The 20,537-nt window shown below is 49.7% G+C and carries 20 protein-coding genes; 9 read left to right on the top strand and 11 right to left on the bottom strand.

The window, feature by feature from the left end:
* The first annotated feature begins 150 nt into the window (after positions 1 to 150).
* Genes HJV72_RS00975 through HJV72_RS19940 form a run of 6 tightly spaced genes read left to right on the top strand, consistent with a single transcriptional unit; the run spans position 151 to position 4,757 of the window.
* The gene (locus tag HJV72_RS00975; protein WP_208067953.1) at positions 151 to 864 is read left to right on the top strand and encodes a lantibiotic protection ABC transporter ATP-binding protein; all 714 of its coding nucleotides are present in this window, start codon (positions 151 to 153) and stop codon (positions 862 to 864) included.
* A complete protein-coding gene (locus tag HJV72_RS00970; protein WP_208067952.1) occupies positions 852 to 1,619 on the top strand; it encodes a lantibiotic immunity ABC transporter MutE/EpiE family permease subunit in 768 nt (255 codons plus the stop codon). The genes HJV72_RS00975 and HJV72_RS00970 overlap by 13 nt, the downstream gene beginning before the upstream one ends.
* Entirely contained in the window at positions 1,616 to 2,398 is a 783-nt protein-coding gene (locus tag HJV72_RS00965; RefSeq protein WP_243765471.1) for a lantibiotic immunity ABC transporter MutG family permease subunit, read from the top strand. Before HJV72_RS00970 ends, HJV72_RS00965 begins: the two co-directional genes overlap by 4 nt.
* A gap of 45 nt (positions 2,399 to 2,443) precedes the next feature.
* On the top strand, positions 2,444 to 3,160 hold the full coding sequence (locus HJV72_RS00960; protein ID WP_208067950.1) for a response regulator transcription factor: 717 nt from the start codon (positions 2,444 to 2,446) through the stop codon (positions 3,158 to 3,160).
* Positions 3,157 to 4,584, top strand: a complete 1,428-nt coding sequence (locus HJV72_RS00955; RefSeq protein WP_208067949.1) for a HAMP domain-containing sensor histidine kinase — start codon at positions 3,157 to 3,159, stop codon at positions 4,582 to 4,584. Before HJV72_RS00960 ends, HJV72_RS00955 begins: the two co-directional genes overlap by 4 nt.
* Before the next feature lie 41 nt (positions 4,585 to 4,625).
* The gene (locus tag HJV72_RS19940) at positions 4,626 to 4,757 is read left to right on the top strand and encodes a hypothetical protein (RefSeq protein ID WP_255351347.1); all 132 of its coding nucleotides are present in this window, start codon (positions 4,626 to 4,628) and stop codon (positions 4,755 to 4,757) included.
* A gap of 101 nt (positions 4,758 to 4,858) precedes the next feature.
* On the opposite strand, the gene rny is transcribed toward HJV72_RS19940, so the two are convergent.
* The 4 genes from rny to HJV72_RS00935 form a co-directional block, all read right to left on the bottom strand.
* Positions 4,859 to 6,412: a ribonuclease Y gene (rny, locus tag HJV72_RS00950; RefSeq protein ID WP_066575818.1), complete on the bottom strand. Its 1,554-nt coding sequence runs from the start codon at positions 6,410 to 6,412 to the stop codon at positions 4,859 to 4,861.
* 72 nt (positions 6,413 to 6,484) lie between these two features.
* On the bottom strand, positions 6,485 to 7,099 hold the full coding sequence (locus HJV72_RS00945; RefSeq protein ID WP_208067946.1) for a regulatory protein RecX: 615 nt from the start codon (positions 7,097 to 7,099) through the stop codon (positions 6,485 to 6,487).
* Entirely contained in the window at positions 7,099 to 8,178 is a 1,080-nt protein-coding gene (recA, locus tag HJV72_RS00940; RefSeq protein WP_208067944.1) for a recombinase RecA, read from the bottom strand. The genes HJV72_RS00945 and recA overlap by 1 nt, the downstream gene beginning before the upstream one ends.
* 392 nt (positions 8,179 to 8,570) lie before the next feature.
* Positions 8,571 to 9,038, bottom strand: a complete 468-nt coding sequence (locus tag HJV72_RS00935) for a YbaK/EbsC family protein (protein ID WP_208067943.1) — start codon at positions 9,036 to 9,038, stop codon at positions 8,571 to 8,573.
* Between the two features lie 174 nt (positions 9,039 to 9,212).
* Between HJV72_RS00935 and HJV72_RS00930 the strand changes: the two genes are divergently transcribed.
* Entirely contained in the window at positions 9,213 to 10,079 is an 867-nt protein-coding gene (locus tag HJV72_RS00930) for a LysR family transcriptional regulator (protein WP_208067941.1), read from the top strand.
* A gap of 299 nt (positions 10,080 to 10,378) precedes the next feature.
* Here HJV72_RS00930 and HJV72_RS00925 read toward each other — a convergent pair whose 3' ends face one another.
* The 5 genes from HJV72_RS00925 to HJV72_RS00905 form a co-directional block, all read right to left on the bottom strand.
* Positions 10,379 to 11,596 (bottom strand): D-alanyl-D-alanine carboxypeptidase family protein, encoded by a 1,218-nt coding sequence (locus HJV72_RS00925; protein ID WP_208067939.1) that lies wholly within the window; start codon positions 11,594 to 11,596, stop codon positions 10,379 to 10,381.
* 87 nt (positions 11,597 to 11,683) lie between these two features.
* The gene (gene scpB / locus HJV72_RS00920) at positions 11,684 to 12,262 is read right to left on the bottom strand and encodes an SMC-Scp complex subunit ScpB (protein ID WP_181992849.1); all 579 of its coding nucleotides are present in this window, start codon (positions 12,260 to 12,262) and stop codon (positions 11,684 to 11,686) included.
* A gap of 20 nt (positions 12,263 to 12,282) precedes the next feature.
* Entirely contained in the window at positions 12,283 to 13,026 is a 744-nt protein-coding gene (locus tag HJV72_RS00915) for a segregation and condensation protein A (protein WP_208067937.1), read from the bottom strand.
* Positions 13,027 to 13,086: 60 nt separating this feature from the next.
* Positions 13,087 to 13,959, bottom strand: coding sequence for a metallophosphoesterase (locus HJV72_RS00910; protein ID WP_330618728.1), 873 nt, complete (start codon positions 13,957 to 13,959; stop codon positions 13,087 to 13,089).
* A 15-nt stretch (positions 13,960 to 13,974) separates the two neighbouring features.
* Positions 13,975 to 14,766: an HAD-IIA family hydrolase gene (locus tag HJV72_RS00905; RefSeq protein WP_208067934.1), complete on the bottom strand. Its 792-nt coding sequence runs from the start codon at positions 14,764 to 14,766 to the stop codon at positions 13,975 to 13,977.
* A gap of 109 nt (positions 14,767 to 14,875) precedes the next feature.
* Here HJV72_RS00905 and HJV72_RS00900 point away from each other — a divergent pair, with 109 nt between their 5' ends.
* Together HJV72_RS00900 and HJV72_RS00895 are read left to right on the top strand one after the other, a co-directional pair.
* The gene (locus HJV72_RS00900; RefSeq protein WP_208067932.1) at positions 14,876 to 16,663 is read left to right on the top strand and encodes an aminopeptidase P family protein; all 1,788 of its coding nucleotides are present in this window, start codon (positions 14,876 to 14,878) and stop codon (positions 16,661 to 16,663) included.
* 155 nt (positions 16,664 to 16,818) lie between these two features.
* Positions 16,819 to 18,090 carry a D-alanyl-D-alanine carboxypeptidase family protein gene (locus HJV72_RS00895; RefSeq protein WP_208067931.1) on the top strand — a complete coding sequence of 424 codons (1,272 nt, stop codon included), beginning with the start codon at positions 16,819 to 16,821 and terminating at the stop codon, positions 18,088 to 18,090.
* Positions 18,091 to 18,158: 68 nt separating this feature from the next.
* Here the strand turns inward: HJV72_RS00895 and HJV72_RS00890 are convergent, their stop codons facing one another.
* Complete coding sequence (locus HJV72_RS00890) at positions 18,159 to 19,865, bottom strand: ABC-ATPase domain-containing protein (protein WP_208067929.1); 1,707 nt, start codon at positions 19,863 to 19,865, stop codon at positions 18,159 to 18,161.
* 43 nt (positions 19,866 to 19,908) lie between these two features.
* Entirely contained in the window at positions 19,909 to 20,445 is a 537-nt protein-coding gene (locus tag HJV72_RS00885; RefSeq protein ID WP_208067927.1) for a prolyl-tRNA synthetase associated domain-containing protein, read from the bottom strand.
* Positions 20,446 to 20,537: the final 92 nt, after the last annotated feature.

The following is a 20,537-nucleotide window of genomic DNA, read 5'->3' as shown; positions in this document are numbered from 1 at the left end:
CGCATACTGTAATTATAATTATTACAGTATAGAATGTCAAACGTTACTTTTTTAACGCTGATAATCCGGAACGTTATAGAAATGTTATTCTTTTGTGCTAGCATTCGATAAGCAGCAGAATTCAACTTATAAAAGAAAGGATGTTCAGACATGAAAGATTTCATTCTGGAAACAAAAAATTTATCAAAAAGATATGGAAGCCAACAGGCCGTAAGCAATATTTCCCTGGAAATCGAGCGCGGCAGCATCTATGGGCTTCTCGGACCGAATGGCGCAGGAAAATCTACGACACTCAAAATGCTTGTCGGCCTCCTCCGGCCATCCGCCGGACAGATTCTCTTCAACAGGAAGCCCTGGGAAAGGGCTGTATTGGGGAGAATCGGCTCTCTGATCGAATCCCCCGCCTTGTACGGCAACCTTACGGCAAAAGAAAACCTTCTTGTGCATACAAAGCTTCTTGGCATACCAAAGGAAAAAATCGATGAAGTGCTGGATACCGTCCATCTAAAAGGTACAGGCAAAAAACGGGCCGCCCAATTTTCCATGGGAATGAAACAGCGGCTCGGATTGGCCGTAGCCCTGCTCAGTGAACCAGAGCTGCTCATTCTCGACGAACCTGCCAACGGGCTTGACCCTTTTGGTATCCAGGAACTGCGCGGGCTTATCGCCTCATTACCTGATAAGGGCATTACCGTACTCTTATCCAGCCACATACTCTCAGAGGTCGCACAGATTACAGACACGATTGGAATCATCGACAAAGGGCGGCTCTTGTTCCAAGGCACACCGGCACCCGGCAGGAATCTCGAGCAATTCTTCACAGATGTCATTCTCAAAGGAGGACAGAAAAGATGCATGGACTGAAATCAGAAATGCTAAAGTACAAAAGAACATTTATGCGTAGGCTCGTTGTCTTTATTCCCTTATTTTTCACAGCATATGCGGTGATAATGCATGCTACGCTTATGAAAAACCCGCTGTCTGAGAACAGCCGCTGGATGTGGCAGAGCCTGCTCGCTCTCGTATACAACTGGTGGCCACTGGCATTTCTGCCTCTTGGGTTTGCGTTATTTGCCGCACTGGCAGCCGCGCAGGAAAAAAAATCCGGCAATTACCGGTCCCTTCGTGCTCATGATGTACCGCCCGCGGCACTATGGGCAGATAAAATCGCTGCTATGTCCATCCACAGCTTGTTTTCTACACTCATATTGACCATTTCGGCCGTCATGGCGGGTGTGCTGTCCGGGTCCGGCTCTGTTCCTTTCGGCCAGATTATTGCAGCAGGCGCACTCTGCTGGATCACTTCACTTGTACTTATTCCGCTCCAGCTGTGGGCTGCTACAAAGGGAGGCATCTTCCTGAGCATGGGAATCGGATTTGCAGGAATGGCTGTAGGTATCCTGGCCGCACCGCAGCCATACTGGATTGCAGTGCCATGGAGCTGGGCAATGAGACTAATGTGCCCTGTCATCGGAGTACACCCGAACGGTATGGTATTGGAAAGGGGGAACCCTCTGCTGGATGCTTCCGTCATACCAGTTGGAATCGCAGTGTCAATCGCTGCATTTCTCGTCGTCTCGTTTCTGACTGCGGCATGGTTTAAAAGGAGGGAAGAATGATGTGGATGCTCTTATCATCAGAATGGCTTAAGACGAAACGGACCGCTATCCGCTGGTTTACCTTTTGCATGCCTGTCGTATTCTCATCTTGCGCGGCTGTCTACCTTTCGGTTCGCTCCGGATTTACCCAGAAGTTTGCCTTTGAGGGCTTTTTTACGCTGTGGACGGTATTCATCATTCCAGTAGGCGCCGGCATCCTTTCAGGTGCTGTCGTCCACTCAGAAGAACTGGCCGGAGATTTTAATAGCTTTTTAGCGACAGGGATACCGAGAGCCAGGTTATATCTCGGAAAATTTCTTTTACTTCTTTTCTGCCTGTCTGCGTGTACACTTATCGCTGTGCTGACCTTCTGCGCAGGCATGAATATAGCGTCGCCTGGCCATGTTTCGCCTGGCCTGTTCATAGCCGCGGCCGCCCTATCTATTGCCGGCTCACTTCCACTGCTGGCACTTCATCTGTGGGTCAGTTTCTTATGGGGTACGGGCGCGTCTGTCGGCATGAGCATATGCGGCCTCTTAATGGCGGCATTGCTCGGGCCCACACGTCTGGGCTTAGCAGCATGGCCGCTCGTCCCGTGGACGTGGCCCGTTAAGCTCGGGATGCTGCCTGGAGCCTGTTTCCTCAAAGACGGGGGAATCATGCCGTCCTCGGCAGTCATATCCGGGATGGCACGAACCGGGGCCGCCGGACTGGCTGCAGTCTCTGCCGGCCTCACATTATTCTTGATAGGGGGAATCATATGGTTTAACATATGGGAAGGAAGGAAAACATATGGGTAAGCAGATACCGTGGCATATGCCGCCCAGCAGGAAAGGAGTTCTGTTTTGAGTAAAATATTAATCATAGACGATGAAGTCGACCTTGTAACGCTTCTTGAAGAAGAGCTGAAGGCCAAAGGCCATGAGGTGCTGGCTGCCTATGACGGGCAGACGGGGATAGCACTGTCCAAAATGCAGCCGGATCTTATTATTCTCGATATTATGATGCCGGGAAGGGACGGCTTTGACGTCTGCAGGGCAATCCGTGATGACGTGCTCTGCCCGGTCATCTTTCTGAGCGCAAAGCAATCAGAAGCCGATAAGGTCAAAGGGCTGACCATCGGCGCAGATGACTATATCACAAAGCCCTTCGGACTGCGAGAACTGATGGCCCGAATCGAGGCCAGCCTGCGCAGGGAAGCGCGGTCCCAGTATATCAACACAGAGGGCAGACGTTCGAAGCTGTATTTCGGTAACCTGTGCATCTGCATAAAGGAACGTGAGGTCATCGTAGATGGAAATAGCGTGCCCCTTACGAAACGGGAGTATGATATCGTTGAACTTCTGGCCCTCCATGCAGGGCAGGTTTTTTCAAGAGAACAGATTTATGAAAAAGTCTGGGGGTTTGATTCCGATGGCGATTCTGCAACCGTTGTCGAACGGATCAAAAGAATCCGGTCAAAGCTTGCCACCGCCGCACCAGGCAGCGGGTATATTCAAACGGTCTGGGGAATCGGATATAAATGGAACAAAATGCATGACCAAGGAGGAGAATTAGGATGAGAAACGAATCATTTGCCCCCCTCTTCCGGCGGACCCTCATCATGATCGTAGCTGCCAGCGCGGCAGCGTCCGCGCTTACCTGTGCCCTCGCTTATTACCTGTTCACGAAGTCGCTTGGTAAAGATATATACCCGGCCGATTACTATGAGCGGCAGATTCCCGGCATCGAAGCATATGTCCGGGAAAAGAGCACAGAGCTCCTGGTTCAGGAGGGCGGAGCTGATCTGGCAGGTGTCATAAGAGGGGAAGATATGTCCTATCAGGTCGTAGATAATGACGGCAATATCCTGTATGGTACCCATTCGCAAAAGCTGTTTGATACGAGAGACGAATTATTTGACAGCTTCCTGAATACAACCATCTTCCGAGACGGATATTATATCCATACCGTCCCTATTACAGAGGCCGGCGGGAATATAGAAGGAGCTGTGCTTCTCTCCTATCAGATCAAGATGACGTTCGCCAATGACCGGGGACGTCTGACCGCTGTAGCTATAGGCATTGCTCTGTTTTCACCGTTTATGTATATTATCGGCTTTACATTTCTTTTTTCCAGGATACTGGCTGAGAAAATCAATTACCCGCTTCGGCTACTTACCGACGCTGCCAAGAACATACGGGAGAAGAACCTTGACTTTGAAATCGACTATCATTCAGATAATGAGCTGGGCAGGCTCTGCAGCGCATTTTCTGATATGAAAGAGGAATTGAAAAGCTCGTTGTCCGCCCAATGGCATATGGAACAGGAACGAGTCTTCATGACAGAGGCTCTGGCCCACGATTTGAAATCTCCTCTTTCTGTCATTCTGGCATATACGGATGCGCTGCTGGACAGCACTCCCGACGACAGCGAAAAGTGGCACCGTTATCTTTCCGTCATAAAGGCCAACACAGAAAAAAGTGCCTCTCTCGTCCAGAGAATGCAGGATGCGGCGGATCTGGAGCGGCCGGATATCCAGCCACAGCCCACCGCCATAGATATACAGGAACTGCTGTCGCAAAAGGTACAGGATTATCGATTACAGTCCTGCTGCAAAGACATCGAGCTGGCATTGGATATACACGGCGACTTGCTCTCCCCCGTCAGGACGGATGCGGAAATGCTGTCGCGTATCATTGACAATATCATATCCAACAGCATGCAGTTTACACCCCGGGGCGGCAGGATTACGATAGATGTATCGCTTGAAAAGGAGCGGGTATGTTATCGAATCTGTGATTCCGGACCTGGATTCGGCAGCCAGGATCTGCAGAAAGCGTTTGACAGATTTTACAGAGGCGATATCGCCCGCAGCACGAAAGGCGGACATTCGGGGCTTGGACTTTATATCGTAAAGCAGCTTGCAGAACAGCTTGGAGGCTCCGCCGAAATTGAAAATTCCAGTTCAGGCGGAGCGTGCGTGATATTTTGGCACAGCGTTTAATTTCTAATGTTCTGCCAATACTAACTGTGGAGGTGATTCCCATGGAACATGAATATGAGATTGCCCATATCTCGTCTGACTGTATAAAAGAAATCAACGAACTGCAGGAAAAGCTGAAGCAGCAGACAGAAGAAGACATCGTATTGATTGCATATGCACCGGCCGAAAAGTAGATGCTCGAGGGTAGAACTAAGGGAACGAAGTTTCCTATGATACAAAAAAAGAGCTGTCACGCTGATTGCTCAGCGTGACAGCTCCCTTCAACATTTATCTTCTACTTGGCATAGTCAGTAACACGTGACTCACGGATTACATTGACTTTAATCTGCCCAGGATATTCTAGCTCATACTCTATCTGCTTTGCTATATCTCTGGCCATCAATACCATGTCTGCATCAGATACCTGCTCTGGAACTACCATTACACGAATCTCTCTACCCGCCTGAATTGCAAAAGATTTCTCAACACCTTTAAACTGATTGGTGATATCTTCTAATTGTTTTAACCTGTTTGTATATGTTTCAATTGTTTCTCTTCTTGCACCTGGTCTTGCCGCCGATATCGTATCAGCTGCCTGTACTACACATGCAATTAAAGTTTCCGGTTCTACATCGCCGTGATGAGCCTCTACCGCATTGATGACCGTCGCAGATTCCTTGTATTTCCTACAGAGATCCACTCCAATCTGAATATGTGAGCCTTCCACATCATGATCAATAGATTTTCCTACATCGTGCAGAAGACCTGCCCTTTTCGCCACTCTGACGTCAAGGCCGATTTCTCCCGCCAGAAGGCCTGACAGCTGCGCAACTTCGATAGAATGCTTGAGTGCATTCTGCCCATAGCTCGTTCTGAATTTCATCCGTCCTAAAAGCCTGATGAGCTCAGGATGAATTCCATGTACGCCTACTTCAAGAGCTGCCGCCTCTCCTTCTTCACGAATCATCGTCTCTACTTCTTTCTGCGCTTTCTCTACCATCTCCTCAATTCTTGCCGGATGAATACGTCCGTCAACAATCAGCTTCTCAAGCGCTATCCTTGCGACCTCTCTCCTGATTGGATCGAAGCCTGACAAGACGACGGCTTCCGGGGTATCATCGATAATAAGCTCTACGCCCGTAAGCGTTTCGAGGGTGCGGATATTACGTCCTTCCCTTCCGATGATCCTTCCTTTCATTTCATCACTTGGAAGCTGTACAACCGAAATTGTAGTTTCCGCCACATGATCTGCGGCGCATCTCTGGATAGCGGTGACAACATATTCCTTCGCCTTCTTGTCCGCCTCTTCCTTCGCCTGCGTCTCCAATTCTTTGATCATCTTAGCGGTATCATGTTTAACATCTTCTTCAACAGTTTTTAACAAATATTCTTTTGCTTGTTCGGAGGTAAGTCCTGAGATTCTTTCTAGTTCCTGTACTCGCTGCTTACTCAGCTCTTCCACTTTCGTTTCGCGCTGCTTAAGCTGTTCTTCTTTTGCTGCAAACCCTGACTCACGCTTCTCGATAGCCTCTGACTTCTTATCCAGTGCCTCTTCTTTGGAAAGGACTCTTTTCTCGTAACGCTGCAATTCTGCCCTGCGTTCTTTTGTCTCTTTTTCAAGCTCGTTCTTATTCTTGATAGACTCTTCCTTAATTTCCAAGAGAGACTCCTTTTTCTTGGCCTCGGCTGTCTTCACCGCGTCGTCAATAATTTCTCTGGCCTTGCTTTCCGCATTTCCAATCTTAGATTCTGCATTCTTCTTCAGATTGGAGACCGTAACAAAATGACTGACTGCCGCTGTTACTATAACAAGCACCACGGCTACAGCAATTACTATTCCTATCGGCACAGGAGCACCTCCTTATTAAATTTTCATTGTACAAATACAACACTTAAATTTTATACTGTTTTCACAAAGATGTCAAGCATTCCACTCAGAAACTTGTATTACATGACGGATGTCATCATAGCTGAATCCTTTGCGTGTCAGATAGCCCATGATTCTGCGCTTTTCGGCGTCTTGCGCGGTGGCGGGGTCATACTTTTTCTTTTCCAGTATCTTCCGTATGGCCGCCTGGGAATCCTCTTGTCCATAGCACTCTTCCATGGCGGCATCGATCTGTTCCTTCGGGATACCTTTCTGGCTGAGCGCCGCTTTGATCTCCCGTCTGCTCTTTCTCTCTTTTCTGCCCATTATGAATCTTCTCACATAGGCGTCGTCATTGATATATCCAAAAGCCTTGACATAGTCTATGGCAGCGTCAATCATATCTTCCGTATAGCCGCCCTGCCCGAGCTTCGTCCTGAGCTGTCCCTCCGTGCGGTCCATGTCGTTCAGCAGATGCATGGCCTTAAGCTTGACCCGCTTTAAGATCACTTCCGTCCGGATCGTCTCGTATGTCTCTTCTGTGATTTCCTCATCTTCCGCGATATGATAACGGGACAGTTCGCCTTTATATAATATAAAGGCGAACTGTCCGTCCACATATATCCGGTATCTCGTCTTCGTCACAGGCTCTATCTTCGTGACTGTCATTATTGCTTGTCCTCATCCTTTTTCCTGGATTCTTTCTTCTTGCTTTCCTGCGGGACGGCCTCTTCCGCCGTCGCGGCGGCATCCGCTCCCAGATGATAATGCGCCCGTATCCTGGCCTCTACTTCTTCCAGCATATCCGGATGCTCCGCCAGATACATCTTGGCATTTTCACGTCCCTGTCCGATCTTATCGCCGTTGTAAGCATACCACGCGCCGCTCTTATTGATTACATTGATGCCTGCGGCCAGATCCAGGATATCGCCTTCGCGGGAGATTCCTTTCCCGAACATGATGTCAAACTCTGCTTCTTTAAACGGAGGCGCAATCTTATTCTTTACGATCTTGACCCGCGTCCGGTTGCCGACCATCTCTCCGCCCTGCTTCAGCGTCTCTATCCTTCTGACATCCATACGGATAGAAGCATAGAACTTAAGGGCACGGCCGCCGGTAGTCGTCTCCGGATTGCCGAACATGATTCCCACCTTCTCCCTCAGCTGATTGATGAAGATTACGACACAGTTTGACTTGCTGATTACAGGTGTCAGCTTCCTCAGCGCCTGGGACATAAGCCTCGCCTGAAGCCCTACATGGCTGTCGCCCATATCGCCTTCAATCTCCTGCCTGGGCACGAGCGCGGCCACTGAATCGACGACAACGATATCCATCGCGCCGGAGCGCACCATCGTCTCGGTAATCTCGAGCGCCTGGTCTCCGCTGTCCGGCTGTGATATGTACAGCTCATCAATATCGACGCCTATATTGCCCGCGTATACAGGATCCAGCGCGTGCTCTGCATCGATAAAGCCTGCTATCCCCCCGCGCTTCTGCACCTCGGCTATCATGTGGAGCGCCACCGTCGTCTTACCGCTTGACTCAGGTCCATATATCTCGATTACACGCCCCTTCGGGACGCCGCCGAGCCCCAGAGCAAGGTCAAGGCTGAGGGAACCAGTCGGCACCGTCTCTACCTGTACCTGGGCTGCCGGATCACCCAATTTCATGACCGTGCCTTTTCCAAAATCTTTCTCTAGTTTCGATATCGCCGCATCGAGCGCTTTCTTCTTATCATCACTTACCATAATATGCTCTCCTTCTCATTGTCGAACGAATGTTCGTTCCTCGATTAATATAGTATTATACTTACCGGGAAATGTCAATATTAAAATCAACAAAATATCGGTAAAAGACGGAAAGAATATTCCTGCTTTTCTCTCTCCAAGAATTTAATTGTGGATTCTGCCAGAAGCGGCTGCGATTCCATCAGAAAAGGCCTGTCGCCTTATCCGGACAGCGGTGCAGATGCACTGCTTTGGTACGTCAGAATTGATTGGACCAACTGTTCCCTCCCTTCGTCAAGTTATATGCCATATGAAGAAAATGCCAGCTTTTAAAATACTCTTCCTGTAAGCTATTATAAAAGAATCCCTGACATTTTGCAATGATGGCATATGTCTTTTTCAGAGGCCGCCTCTCAGCGCTCTCTGCACACATCGACCCATCCGCTGCTGCCTCCGTACTGCTCCAGCTCATCTATGCTGAGCTCAATCATGCTGTTCCCGCTTCCGGCCGCAGGAAATACGGTGTCAAACCTTTTCAGCGACACATCCATGTACACGTCTATTCCGTCATTAATGCCAAAGGGACATACTCCCCCTACGCCATGGCCCACGATGGGTTCTACTTCTTCTGCCTTCAGCATCTGTGCCTTGCAGCCGAACCGTGCTTTGTACTTCTTATTGTCTATCTTCCTATCACCTGCAGCTACTATTAGGATAATATCTTCCCCCGCACAAAACGACAGCGTCTTGGCAATACGCTTCGGCTCGCATCCAAGGGCAGCGGCAGCCGTCTCCACCGTAGCGCTGGATGCATCTACCTCTCTGATCCGTCCTTCCATGCCATACTGCCGAAAATAATCTCTGACTCTTTCTATAGACATCTTCTCTCCTCCTTCATCCCCGACGGGCGGGGCATATATCTTTTTACGTATACTGTAGATTATACATGCATCCGGAGAAAAATCCACCCTTAAAACTTTCTTTTCCGGTCCCATCTGTTATATAATTAAATCAGGCACATAACAACGGAAGAAAAAAGAAAGGAAAAAGGGCTTATGGATCTGAAAAAATGTGAAGTGCTGCTGACCGCCATCCATCTCGGCAGCTTTACAAAGGCGGGTGAAAAGCTTGGCTATACACAGTCCGGAATCACGCAAATGATGAAGTCGCTTGAGGCCGAGGTCGGCTTCCCGCTGTTCTACAAAGGCCACAAAGGCGTATCCCTTACGCCGGAGGGCGAGGCCCTGCTCCCGTCTATCCGGGCGCTGCTCTTTTCCAACGAGACCGTCAATCAGGAAATCTCTTTTCTGAAGGGCCTGAAAAAAGGTACGTTACGCGTCGGAACTTATGTCAGCTGTTCGATACGCTGGCTTCCTGATATCATCCGCCGGTTCCAGGCCGACTACCCGGGTATCGTATTTCAGATTATGGAAGGAAGCGGCGGGGAGATTGCCAGATGGCTGGAAGATTTCACCGTAGATATCGGCCTTACAAGCTTTCAAAAGGATAAAACCTATGATTTCATCCACGTAGAGCAGGACCCCCTCCTTGCGGTCCTTCCGAAGGGGCACCCTTTTGCGGAGCTTGAGAAAGTGCCGATCGAGCTGTTTGAAAGCCAGCCGTTTATCATATACGACCGGGTCAATGACGCGGATATACATCCGCTGCTTGAAAAGGCAGGAATTACGCCAGACATTAAATTTACCGGCAAGAACGATTATTCTATCGCATCGATGGTGGAACACGGACTTGGCATCAGCATCATGCCTCAGCTTTTTCTGTCACTATACCACGGAGATTATGTGACCCGGCCGCTTGTACCTAAGTCGTACCGCAACTTAGGAATCGCCCTGCGTTCGTCCAAAGACCTTTCCCCGGCCATGAAGCTTTTCCTCCAGTACGTCAGGAAGAACCTCCTCTGAATATACAGGGGCCGCATACTGTCTGCCTATAGTAATCAGCATACAGTTTGCAGCCCCTGTTCCCGTCATTTCCGCCGTCTGTTTCCGCCTAGAAGTGCCTTTTTCTGTCAGATACTACAATATATATTCCATACAGCGCCGCTACAGCTACGACAGCCCATCCTATAATGTTTCCCATAATGACACCTCCTAATCGTGAACTTCATTCCTCTTTCTTCACTTATATAGTATCATTCCTGCGGAAGATTGTGAAATTACCGTTCGTTATGGGGATATAAGATTTCGTAATGGATAGCTGCCTATTGCATCAGAAGTTTCTTCACAAGAACCTCTGCACACCATCCGGCATCTTTTCTGTCTGCAGATTCCGTAGTTATGACCGGGAATTCCCTCAACAGCTCGCCGTCCAGCATATAGGTGACCGTGCCGACTTTTTTCCCTTCCTTGACCGGTGCGGCAAGCGCCTCGCTTACATCACAGGCCACGTCTACTTTCTCTCCTTCTTTGAGCAGCACTTTGAAGTCTTTATCTGCATCCGCAACCTTGACCGGAATCTTCGCATCGCCCCCAAATTCATCTCCTTTTTTTATTCCCTTTTCTGCCTTTATGTCTTTGAGCTCCATATCCTGCCAGACCGTCCGGTACTGGTAATTGGCGATGCCGTACTCCATCAGCTTCCTCGTGTCTTGCCATTTATATCCTTTATTGTTCGGCCATCCGCAGGCCAGGAGGGCTACGATGAATGTCCGGCCGTCCCGTTCAAGGGCTCCTACGTAGCAGTATCCGGCGTCGGCCGTGAATCCTGTCTTTCCCGACAGGGCTCCGTCCATCATCGTCAGGAACGAATTGTGGTTGCTGCACGAAAAGCTCCTGTCTCCTTTTACATTTGTAAAGCTGTACTCCTTCGTGCGCGTCACTTCAAGGAACGCGTCCTTCTTCGGCGATTCCCTGATGCAGTACCTCATGATTGCCGCCAGATCTCTCGCAGTCGTCGAGTGCGTCCCCCCATCGTCATAACCGTCCAGCCCGTTCGGGGTGACAAAATATGTATTGCTGCATCCAAGCTCTGCCGCCTTCTCATTCATCATGACGGCAAATTCCTCCACCGATCCTGCAATCCCTTCCGCAATCACTACCGCACTGTCATTATGGGATTCCAGCATAAGCGAGTATAGGAGGTCCTTCATCCGGAACTCCTCTTTCCCCTTCACCCCAAGCCGGACTTTTGGCTGGCTCGCAGCATAATCCGATGCCGCCGTCACCTCATCTTCCTGCATGTTCTCCAGCGCAAGGATACAAGTCATGATCTTCGTGGTGCTGGCCATCGGCCTTACCACATCTTCCTCTTTGCCAAATAAAACACGCCCGCTGTCAGCATCCATAAGAACTGCGGACCGGGCGTATAGCTGTGACAGCTCTTCCGGGACGTCCTCATCCCCGGCATGTGTGCCGAAGGAGGGAAAGCCAGAGAGAACTATCATCATAATCATACCTATCATACAGTATTTCTTTTTCATATACAGCACCGCATATAATCTGTGTTACTGTAATCTATGTTCTGTACACGGATACTATGAACATTTTTCATCCTGAGGCAGCGGCTGTCATACGTCCAGCTTGAGCTGTATCTCTTCCTCCGCCTCTGTCTTGAAGTTCTCCATCTGTTCCGGATTAAGGCTTGGAAGCTCTTCCACCGACTGGATGCTGAACCTGCGCAGGAACTCTTCCGTCGTCCCGAACAGCAGCGGACGTCCCGGAGCATCCAGCCTGCCCACTTCGCAGACAAGGTTATACTCTACGAGCTTATTTACCGCATGGTCTGATTTGACCCCTCTGATCTTCTCAATCTCCAGCTTCGTGACCGGCTGCTTGTACGCTACAATCGACAGCGTCTCAAGCAGGACATCCGTCAGGACGAATTTGCGCGGCTGCTTTGCTATCTTGATCAGGTATTCGTACATCTCCTTCTTCGTACACATCTGGAAGCAGCCTTCCAGTTCAATGATGCGGACGCCCCGGTCCTCCTCGTCATACCTGACCATCATCTGCCGGATAATCTTTCTCGTCGTATCTTCATCATGTTCGATGGCAGAAGCTATCTTGCCAAGCTCCACCGACTCTCCCATGGTAAATAAAATGGCTTCTATCACGCCTTCTAACTTACGAATCTCCACTTCTTCCATACTACCTTTCCCACTCTCATCTATAACACGGATGTAATGATAATGTCATCAAACTGCTGCTCCTGCTCGATGAAGACCGTTCCGACTTTCATCAGTTCCAGGACCGCTAGAAATGTCACGATAAGCTGCACTTTGGAACATTGCTTCTCCAGAAGCTCACGAAAGCTGAACTTCTTATGTATCTTTGCATAATCCGTCACATAATCCAGTTTCTCAGGCAGCGTGACTTCTTCTTTTTCAATCTTCCCGAACGTGCTGCGGACCGGATCTATCTTGTCTGCCTGCCTGCGCATCACATCTTTGAAGATACGGTTCAGCTTCAGAAGCGTCAGATCCCCGAGCAATGCATCCATATCGACCGGCTCTACATATTCCAGAACTTCTTCCGGTATCGTCGGGTCTTTATAAAGTACCATCTCGCCGTCGACCTGCCTGTCCTTCAGCTCATAGGACATATACTTGTACATTTTGTATTCCAGCAGCTGTTCGACGAGCTCCTGCCTCGGGTCCTCTTCTTCGCCTTCCTCATTCAATTCTTTGGGAAGCAGCATCCGGCACTTGATATCAAGGAGCGTTGCCGCCATCAGGAGGAATTCGCTCATCACATTCAGGTCTTCCTTCTCCATGGCCCGGATATATTCCATATACTGGTTTGTTATCTCTACTATCGGAATATCATATATATCGATTTTATTCTTGTCAATCAGATGCAGCAGAAGGTCCAACGGCCCCTCGAACACCTGAAGCTTAACTGGTATACCCATATATGCTCCTTTTGTCTTATTCAGTCACAACTAATTTATTATACCGTCTGGGGAACGTTTTCACAAGTTTTCTTTGTGAAATTCCAGGACGACTGCCTCAGCAGGATTAAAAAGCCTGACCGGCAGCGTATGGCTGCCAACCCCTTTGCTCACTATGATTGTCGCATCCCCTTCTGTATATTTCCCGCCCGAGTGCTTCGGAAAGAGAAAAAAGCCGGGGGCGATGATTCCTCCCAGACCTGGAATGCGCACGATGCCTCCGTGATAGTGTCCTGACAGTATGAGGTCTGCCCCCCACGCTTTGTATACATCGGCGTAGCAGGGATTATGTGCAAGCAGGATATTATAGCATCCCTCTTTACGCGTCCCGATTAAGTTTGCGATGTCTTCCGCCCGAAGCGCTGCCCTTTTGAATCGACCATAGCAGCGATTGGGCAGGGAGAGGCCATATATGCGGATCGGTATGCCTTCCGGCTCCATGCAGGCGAATGCATTGTCCAGGAAATGCACTCCCGCTTTCCGAAGTTCTTCTACATATACGTCCATGTCCATGCCATATTCCCCGGGCTTCTCCTTTATACGCTGTTCATGGTTGCCGTCGGCATAGTAGACTGGGCAGATATCGGCAAGCCGTGTTACGAATTGTAGCGCCGGGCGGAAGCTGTGCCCTTTTTTGCCGACCAGCATGTCGCCTCCTATGAGTATCAGATCCGGATGTTCCTTGCGCACCGCGTCCAGAAGCCTGCTGTTGCCCGGTCCATATGTCTTGTTGTGCATATCGCTCAGGAATATCACTTTGAAAACTTTCGACATGCCGCTGAACACCGGCGGATCCATAGGATACCTTGTCATTCTGAACGTATGCGTTTCCCGCCGGATTTCCAGCAGGATACCCAGCAGTATAGCGATTCCTGTAATTATAATGGCAGTCACTTATGTCGTTCTCCTTTACCCGATGAAGTCTTCATATAGCTGCCGGATATCCCTGTATACATAATCCGGTCTGAATTCTGTGCCGTCGAGGTCTTTTTCCCGGGCTTCGCCTGTGAGCACGAGAGCAGTCTCTACCCCTGCCCGGATGCCGCAGGCGATGTCGGTGTAGAGCCTGTCGCCTACGACAAGGACCTCCTCCGGCTTTGCGCCCACCTGTTCCATGCACATGGCCACAATCTCCTTGTTTGGTTTTCCGGCGTAATAAGGCTTTCTGTCCACCGTCACATTGAGCATCTCGCAGATTCCCCCGCAGTCCGGGACGAACCCGAAGGACGCAGGGCACCGGTAATCAGGATTCGTGCCGACATAATCCACTTCAGGCCGGAACAGCAGCCTGCAGGCCTCTTCCACCTTTTCATACCTAAGCGTCCTGTCAAATCCGACCACTACACATGCAACGTCTTCCTCCGCCTGTTCTGTAACGGCAAATCCACAGCCTTTTACCTCTTCTATAAAGGACGGAGTCCCCATGACAAAGAGCTTCTTTCCGGAATAATGTTCCTTCAGATATCGGCAGGTGGCATAGGATGCCGTGATAAACTGGCCTTCCTCTGTCGAGATGTCCCACCGCCTGAAGCCAGCCATATAATCTCTTCTGCTTTTTGTAGAATTGTTCGTAATGTAGAAGGAACGGCCGCCGATGGATGAAATATGATCAATGAGTTCCCTGCTCCCGTCAAACAGTACGTCATCTACGGCGAGTGTTCCGTCTATATCAAATAAAAAATATTTTTTATCTTTTAACATAATCTGCTCCTTTTATATCGTGATAATTATATAATTATTCCTTTGAATTTGCAAACATATATGTTAGAATTTTATATTAGAGACATTTATAAAAAAGGGAGGTTTTAACATGAATATACGAGAAAGGCTCACTGCTCTGCGTGCACTGATGGCAGAAAAAGGCTTCGACATCTACATGGTGCCGACGGACGATTGCCATCAGAGCGAATATGTTGGGGAACATTTCAAGGCGAGAGCATTTATCACAGGCTTTACAGGTTCCGCCGGGACGGCTGTCATCACACCGACCGAGGCGGGCCTGTGGACGGATGGCAGATACTTTATCCAGGCTGAAAAACAGCTGGAAGGAAGCGGCGTCAGGCTGTTCAAGATGGGGAATCCCGGCGTTCCTTCTGTAGAAGAATTTATCACAGAAGCACTGCCTGAAAATGGGACATTGGGATTTGACGGCCGTGTCGTTGCTATGGGAGAAGGACAGGCTCTTGAAGCTGCCGTCGCTCCTAAGAACGGAAAGATTGATTATTCCGAGGATCTTGTCGACAGGATATGGGAAGACCGTCCGCCGCTTTCGGAAGAGCCCGCATTCGCGCTTGAAGAAGCTTATACGGGAGCCTCTACCGCGTCCAAGCTCGCCCGCATCCGCGAAGCCATGAAATCCGCGGGGGCTGACATCCACGTTATCGGGGCACTGGATGACGTGTGCTGGACGACGAATCTGCGCGGCAATGATATCGAATATTTTCCACTTCTTCTCTCCTACGCCGTCATCACGATGGAGGACATGAAGCTTTATATCGATGAGAGAAAGCTGACGGAAGAGATGAAGGCAAAGCTGGCGGCAGACAATATCTCCATCCATCCTTACAATGCGGTATATGAGGATGTGAAGTCGTTTAAAGAGAGCGATACCGTGCTTGTGGACCCGTCCAGGTTAAACTATGCTTTGTATAACAACCTTCCAAAGGGCACTAAGGTTGTGGAGCAGATCAACCCGACGATTCTTATGAAAGCCATGAAAAATGATACGGAGCTTCAGAATATTGTCAATGCACACGTAAAAGATGGCGTGGCTGTCACAAAGTTCATGTACTGGCTGAAGAAACAGGTCGGCAAGATCGAGATTACCGAACTCAGCGCGGCCGAGAAGCTGGAAGAGTTCCGAAAGGAGCAGGAAGGCTACCTGTGGCAGAGCTTTGAGCCAATCTGCGGATTCGGCGAACACGGGGCCATCGTACACTATACATCGACGCCTGAGACGAACGTGCCGCTGAAGGAAGGTTCTCTTTTCCTGACGGACACGGGCGGTGGATATTACGAAGGTTCCACCGACATCACTAGAACCTTTGCCCTTGGCAATATTCCGGATAACATGAAGGAGGACTTTACGGCAGTCCTCAAGTGCAACCTGCACCTGGCCGCAGCAGTGTTCCTCTATGGTACCACGGGCTATAACCTGGATGTGCTCGCAAGGCAGCCGCTCTGGGAACGGGGTCAGAACTTCAATCATGGAACCGGCCATGGCGTTGGATATCTGATGAACATCCATGAAGCCCCTACCGGCTTTCGCTGTGCTATCCGGGAGAAGGAAAAGCATCCGCTGGAACCAGGCATGGTAATCACGAATGAGCCAGGACTGTATATCGAAGGCTCCCACGGTATCCGCACGGAGAACGAGATGGTCGTAAGAAAAGGCGACTGTACGGAATACGGACAGTTCCTGTATTTTGAACCTATCACCTATGTACCGATAGATTTGGACGCCATCAAGCCGGAACTGCTGTCACAGGCAGACAAAGACCAGCTGAACGCATACCATGCCAAAGTATACGACATCGTCTCACCACATCTTAACGAAGACGAAAAAGAATGGTTGAAAGAATACACAAGAGCAATTTAATATTCTCAGGGTAATTGGGGACGGAGGTTTTTTAAAAAACCTCCGTCCCCAATTCATTTTAACGTGTCCCTTTTTATTTTTACCCTGTCCCAGGTTATATTTTCCCTCCTTTTCCACTACACTGGTAATAATAGAATCTATATGGAGAGTTGCCAATGAAGCGATTCTTTGCTCTACTAATATGCGTATTTTTATGTACCCAGTCTGTCGCTCTTGCCGCGCCGCCGGACAACATTCTCCTCTATGAAGAGGACACCGGACAGAGCCAGGAACAAGACAGCGATGCCGGCGCGGAAGAAAGCACGGACACCGAATCGGATTCCGGTGCCAGACAGGATGCTGCCACCGGCCTGGACGTCTCCGCGCCATCGGCCATCCTGATGGAAGCCTCCACCGGACAGGTAATCTACGAGAAAGAAGCCGATGAGCAGCGCCCGCCTGCCAGCGTGACGAAGATTATGACGCTGCTACTCATATTTGACGCTCTGAAGGACGGGAAGATCAAGCTCGAAGATTCTGTATCCACCTCGGAATTTGCCGCTTCTATGGGCGGCTCACAGGTATTCCTGGAGCCTGGCGAGACCCAGACCGTAGATACGATGATCAAATGTATCGCCGTGGCGTCGGCCAACGATGCCTGTGTTGCGATGGCGGAATACATATGCGGAAACGAAGAAGAATTCGTGAAAAATATGAATGAACGCGCCAAAGGGCTTGGCATGGACAATACACATTTCGTGAACTGCAACGGCCTGGATACAGACGGACATCTCACGACAGCCAGGGATATCGCGCTGATGTCCCGCGAACTAATCACTACATACCCGCAGATCCGGGACTATTCCATGATATGGATGGAAGACATAACACATACGACCAAAAAGGGGACTACCGAATTCGGGCTTACGAACACAAACAAGCTGGTACGCCAGTATGAATATGCGACAGGCCTGAAGACAGGTTCCACAGACAAAGCCAAATACTGCGTCTCCGCCACAGCAGAAAAAAACGGCATGGAACTGATTGCCGTCATAATGGCGGCGCCCGACCATAAAGCCCGCTTCAGCGACGCCACCACGCTGCTAAACTATGGATTCGGCAAGTGCAACAAATACGAAGAAGAAAAAACAGCCTACATCAAGCCTGTCGCACTCACCAGAGGAGTGAAAAAGACAATCAAGGCAGAACAGACAGAACCTTTTGCCTACATAGACACGACCGGAGCCGACCTGAACAGCATAGAAAAGAAAAAAGTATTGAAAAAGAATCTGAAGGCTCCGATTAAAAAAGGGACTAAAATCGGAGAAATGAAATACTATCTGGCAGGAAAAGAAATCGGCAGCAAGGATATCATCGCCGGAGAAACCGTTGATGAAGTAAGTTATCAGAGCGCATTGAAAGATGCCCTCAACGATCTGCTGCTATAGGCGGCGGGGACACGTTAAAACGAAATGGGGACGGAGGTTTTTTAAAAAACCTCCGTCCCCATTTCGTTTTAACGTGTCCCCAACCGTCTGTAACGGTTCAGGCAAGCGTAGATCTCCTGTTTTCTCGGCAGCGCCAGATTGCCCGGAAGGTAAGAGTCGCCGCAGACTGTTTTGAATCCCATTTTATCCAAATCAGATGTCAGCGTTTCTACAAGCTGCCGTATCGTCATTTTTCCGTCCATCATGTGCTCTTCCATATGCTTTACGATGTAGCCGAGACAGGTGAGCTGTTCTGCGTCAGCCAGCTGTTCCACATAACGCAGGTCAATCGTGTCATGGTTCAGCTGCACGCCGTCTTTCCCAAGCGTCTTTATCTTGATGCGCCCTTTCTGCTTCAGTCCCGGATTATTCTTGGCAATTCTTCTGAATTCCGGCATCTTGGGCTTGTCCGCCGGCAGTTCCAGCCTCGGATACGCTTCGGCTGCCTCTTTTGCCGCCTGCGTAATCACTTTCGGCACATACCGGTCCATCTGGATAATGTCATCCGCCACCTGGAAATATGCCCCGGAACTTCCCGCTACGATGACAGTAGAGATGCCATACATCTCATACAGGTCCCTTACCCTCTCAATAAACGGCGTGATCGGTTCCATATCGCGGTGGATGACCTGCTGCATCAGTTCGTCCCGGACCATAAAGTTCGTGGCGCTCGTATCTTCATCTATGAAGAATACTTTTGCCCCCGCCTCCAGGCTCTCTACCACATTGGCGGCCTGGGACGTACTGCCGCTTGCATCTTCCGTGTAAAATGCTCTCGTGTCTTTCCCGTTCGGAAGGTCATTGATGAACATGGAGATATCCGTGTGCCTGATGCTCCTTCCATCCTCTGCCCTGAGCTTTACCGCAGAGCTGTCCGTCACGACATACTCCCTGCCGTCTCCTGCTATATGCGGATATACCCCAGATTCCAGCGCCTTAAGGAGCGTGGATTTGCCGTGATAGCCTCCGCCTACGATAAGCGTGATTCCTCTCTTGACTCCCATGCCGGTAAGCGTTCCCTTAAAAGGCAGCTCAAGAGTGACCTCCATCTGCTCCGGCGAGACGAATGCGACCGCTTCCTTCATCGGCTTCTGCGACACGCCTGACTCTCTTGGCAGTATGGAGCCGTTCGCGACAAACGCCGCAAGCCCGAGGCGGTCCAGTTCGCCAAGGATGAATTCCCGGTCCACGCTGAGTTCCATGACCTTTTCTACCGTCCGGGCATTCAGATTCCCATAAAGCATTGATTTTTCCACGCAAGCCGGCAGATAATCATATAGTATCTTAATCAGCTCTTTCGCATTGATGGTCCGCCCGTTGGCCGGGAAGCCGACCTCAAAACGCACAGTAACATCCCCAGTCTGCCCGTCTATCGTACAGGCCGTGCGTTCCAGAACTTCCTGGCCGCAGCGAGTCACCGAGATAATTCCACTTTTTCCAGAGCCTTTGGCCTGAAACGTATAACGGGCCGCCTGGGCCGCAAACTGCCTGGTCACATAGTCCTGCAGTGCAATGCGTTTGTACTTTTCATCATACAGCCTTATAGGAAATCCTGCCGTACGTCCATGCACTCTGACACTCAGCCTGGACGGAGCCGCAAAGGGGTCTCCCTGGACATGGTCTATCGATAATTCATACGTCCCAAACCGGTAGCTTCCTTTCGTCCCCTTATACGCCGGATATCCCTTATGGTCTATACTATATAGCAACTGTCTTAAATCTGATTCTGACTTCATATTCTTCTGTTCCTTATCCATATTATTGACCGGCCCGCAGCCTCTACAGCTCAACGATTCTTGCCCTGTGATGCACGTGGGGCAGGAATTTCGTGAGCAGATCCTTCGTCTTGAACTTCAGATGGCTCGTATTGATGCCGGGGTTGCAGCCGAACCATTCGCTTTCCGCCACTTCCTTATCCACAATCACCTGCACATAGTCATCCTCGTCGTTGAGAAGCCCTGCCACGCTTGCGGAACCTGGGGTCGTGCCCAGATGTTCCATCATCTTTTCCGGCGGTGCAAACGACATATGCGACACGCCGAGCTTCTTGCTGAATGATGCCGTGTCGAACGCTTTATCAGCCGGCATGACAAGAAGGAAAAATGTCGTCTTCTTCTGGTTGCATAGGAATACGTTCTTACGGATCTCCGTGCCGATCGCCTTGTCCACAGCCGCACATTCTTCCATAGACGCAGCCGGGTCATTATCCACACGCTCATACGGAATCTTCAACTTATCAAGCGTTTCATACATTTTGCGTTCCAGCGGCATCCTCTCGTCGTCCGGCGCCGTCGTCGTAATCTCACTGATGTACATAGTATCGTTCCTCCATTATTTCTATTCTCTTTCAGATTGTCATCACGAGTTACATTATAGAGCAAATCTGTTAAAAAATAAACCCGTATTGT

Origin of the sequence: Extibacter sp. GGCC_0201 (genome assembly GCF_017566055.1) — a bacterium.
Taxonomy (GTDB): domain Bacteria; phylum Bacillota; class Clostridia; order Lachnospirales; family Lachnospiraceae; genus Extibacter.
Note: the sequence above shows the minus strand (reverse complement) of the source record. Positions and strands in the feature narration are given on the sequence as shown.

Excerpts from the sequence above, each read along its gene's own strand:
- HJV72_RS00975 (WP_208067953.1), top strand. The coding sequence starts at position 151 with ATGAAAGATTTCATTCTGGAAACAAAAAATTTATCAAAAAGATATGGA.
- HJV72_RS00970 (WP_208067952.1), top strand. The coding sequence starts at position 852 with ATGCATGGACTGAAATCAGAAATGCTAAAGTACAAAAGAACATTTATG.
- HJV72_RS00965 (WP_243765471.1), top strand. The coding sequence starts at position 1,616 with ATGATGTGGATGCTCTTATCATCAGAATGGCTTAAGACGAAACGGACC.
- HJV72_RS00955 (WP_208067949.1), top strand. The coding sequence starts at position 3,157 with ATGAGAAACGAATCATTTGCCCCCCTCTTCCGGCGGACCCTCATCATG.
- HJV72_RS19940 (WP_255351347.1), top strand. The coding sequence starts at position 4,626 with ATGGAACATGAATATGAGATTGCCCATATCTCGTCTGACTGTATAAAA.
- HJV72_RS00945 (WP_208067946.1), bottom strand. The coding sequence starts at position 7,099 with ATGACAGTCACGAAGATAGAGCCTGTGACGAAGACGAGATACCGGATA.
- recA (WP_208067944.1), bottom strand. The coding sequence starts at position 8,178 with ATGGTAAGTGATGATAAGAAGAAAGCGCTCGATGCGGCGATATCGAAA.
- HJV72_RS00935 (WP_208067943.1), bottom strand. The coding sequence starts at position 9,038 with ATGTCTATAGAAAGAGTCAGAGATTATTTTCGGCAGTATGGCATGGAA.
- HJV72_RS00930 (WP_208067941.1), top strand. The coding sequence starts at position 9,213 with ATGGATCTGAAAAAATGTGAAGTGCTGCTGACCGCCATCCATCTCGGC.
- HJV72_RS00925 (WP_208067939.1), bottom strand. The coding sequence starts at position 11,596 with ATGAAAAAGAAATACTGTATGATAGGTATGATTATGATGATAGTTCTC.
- scpB (WP_181992849.1), bottom strand. The coding sequence starts at position 12,262 with ATGGAAGAAGTGGAGATTCGTAAGTTAGAAGGCGTGATAGAAGCCATT.
- HJV72_RS00915 (WP_208067937.1), bottom strand. The coding sequence starts at position 13,026 with ATGGGTATACCAGTTAAGCTTCAGGTGTTCGAGGGGCCGTTGGACCTT.
- HJV72_RS00905 (WP_208067934.1), bottom strand. The coding sequence starts at position 14,766 with ATGTTAAAAGATAAAAAATATTTTTTATTTGATATAGACGGAACACTC.
- HJV72_RS00900 (WP_208067932.1), top strand. The coding sequence starts at position 14,876 with ATGAATATACGAGAAAGGCTCACTGCTCTGCGTGCACTGATGGCAGAA.
- HJV72_RS00895 (WP_208067931.1), top strand. The coding sequence starts at position 16,819 with ATGAAGCGATTCTTTGCTCTACTAATATGCGTATTTTTATGTACCCAG.
- HJV72_RS00890 (WP_208067929.1), bottom strand. The coding sequence starts at position 19,865 with ATGAAGTCAGAATCAGATTTAAGACAGTTGCTATATAGTATAGACCAT.
- HJV72_RS00885 (WP_208067927.1), bottom strand. The coding sequence starts at position 20,445 with ATGTACATCAGTGAGATTACGACGACGGCGCCGGACGACGAGAGGATG.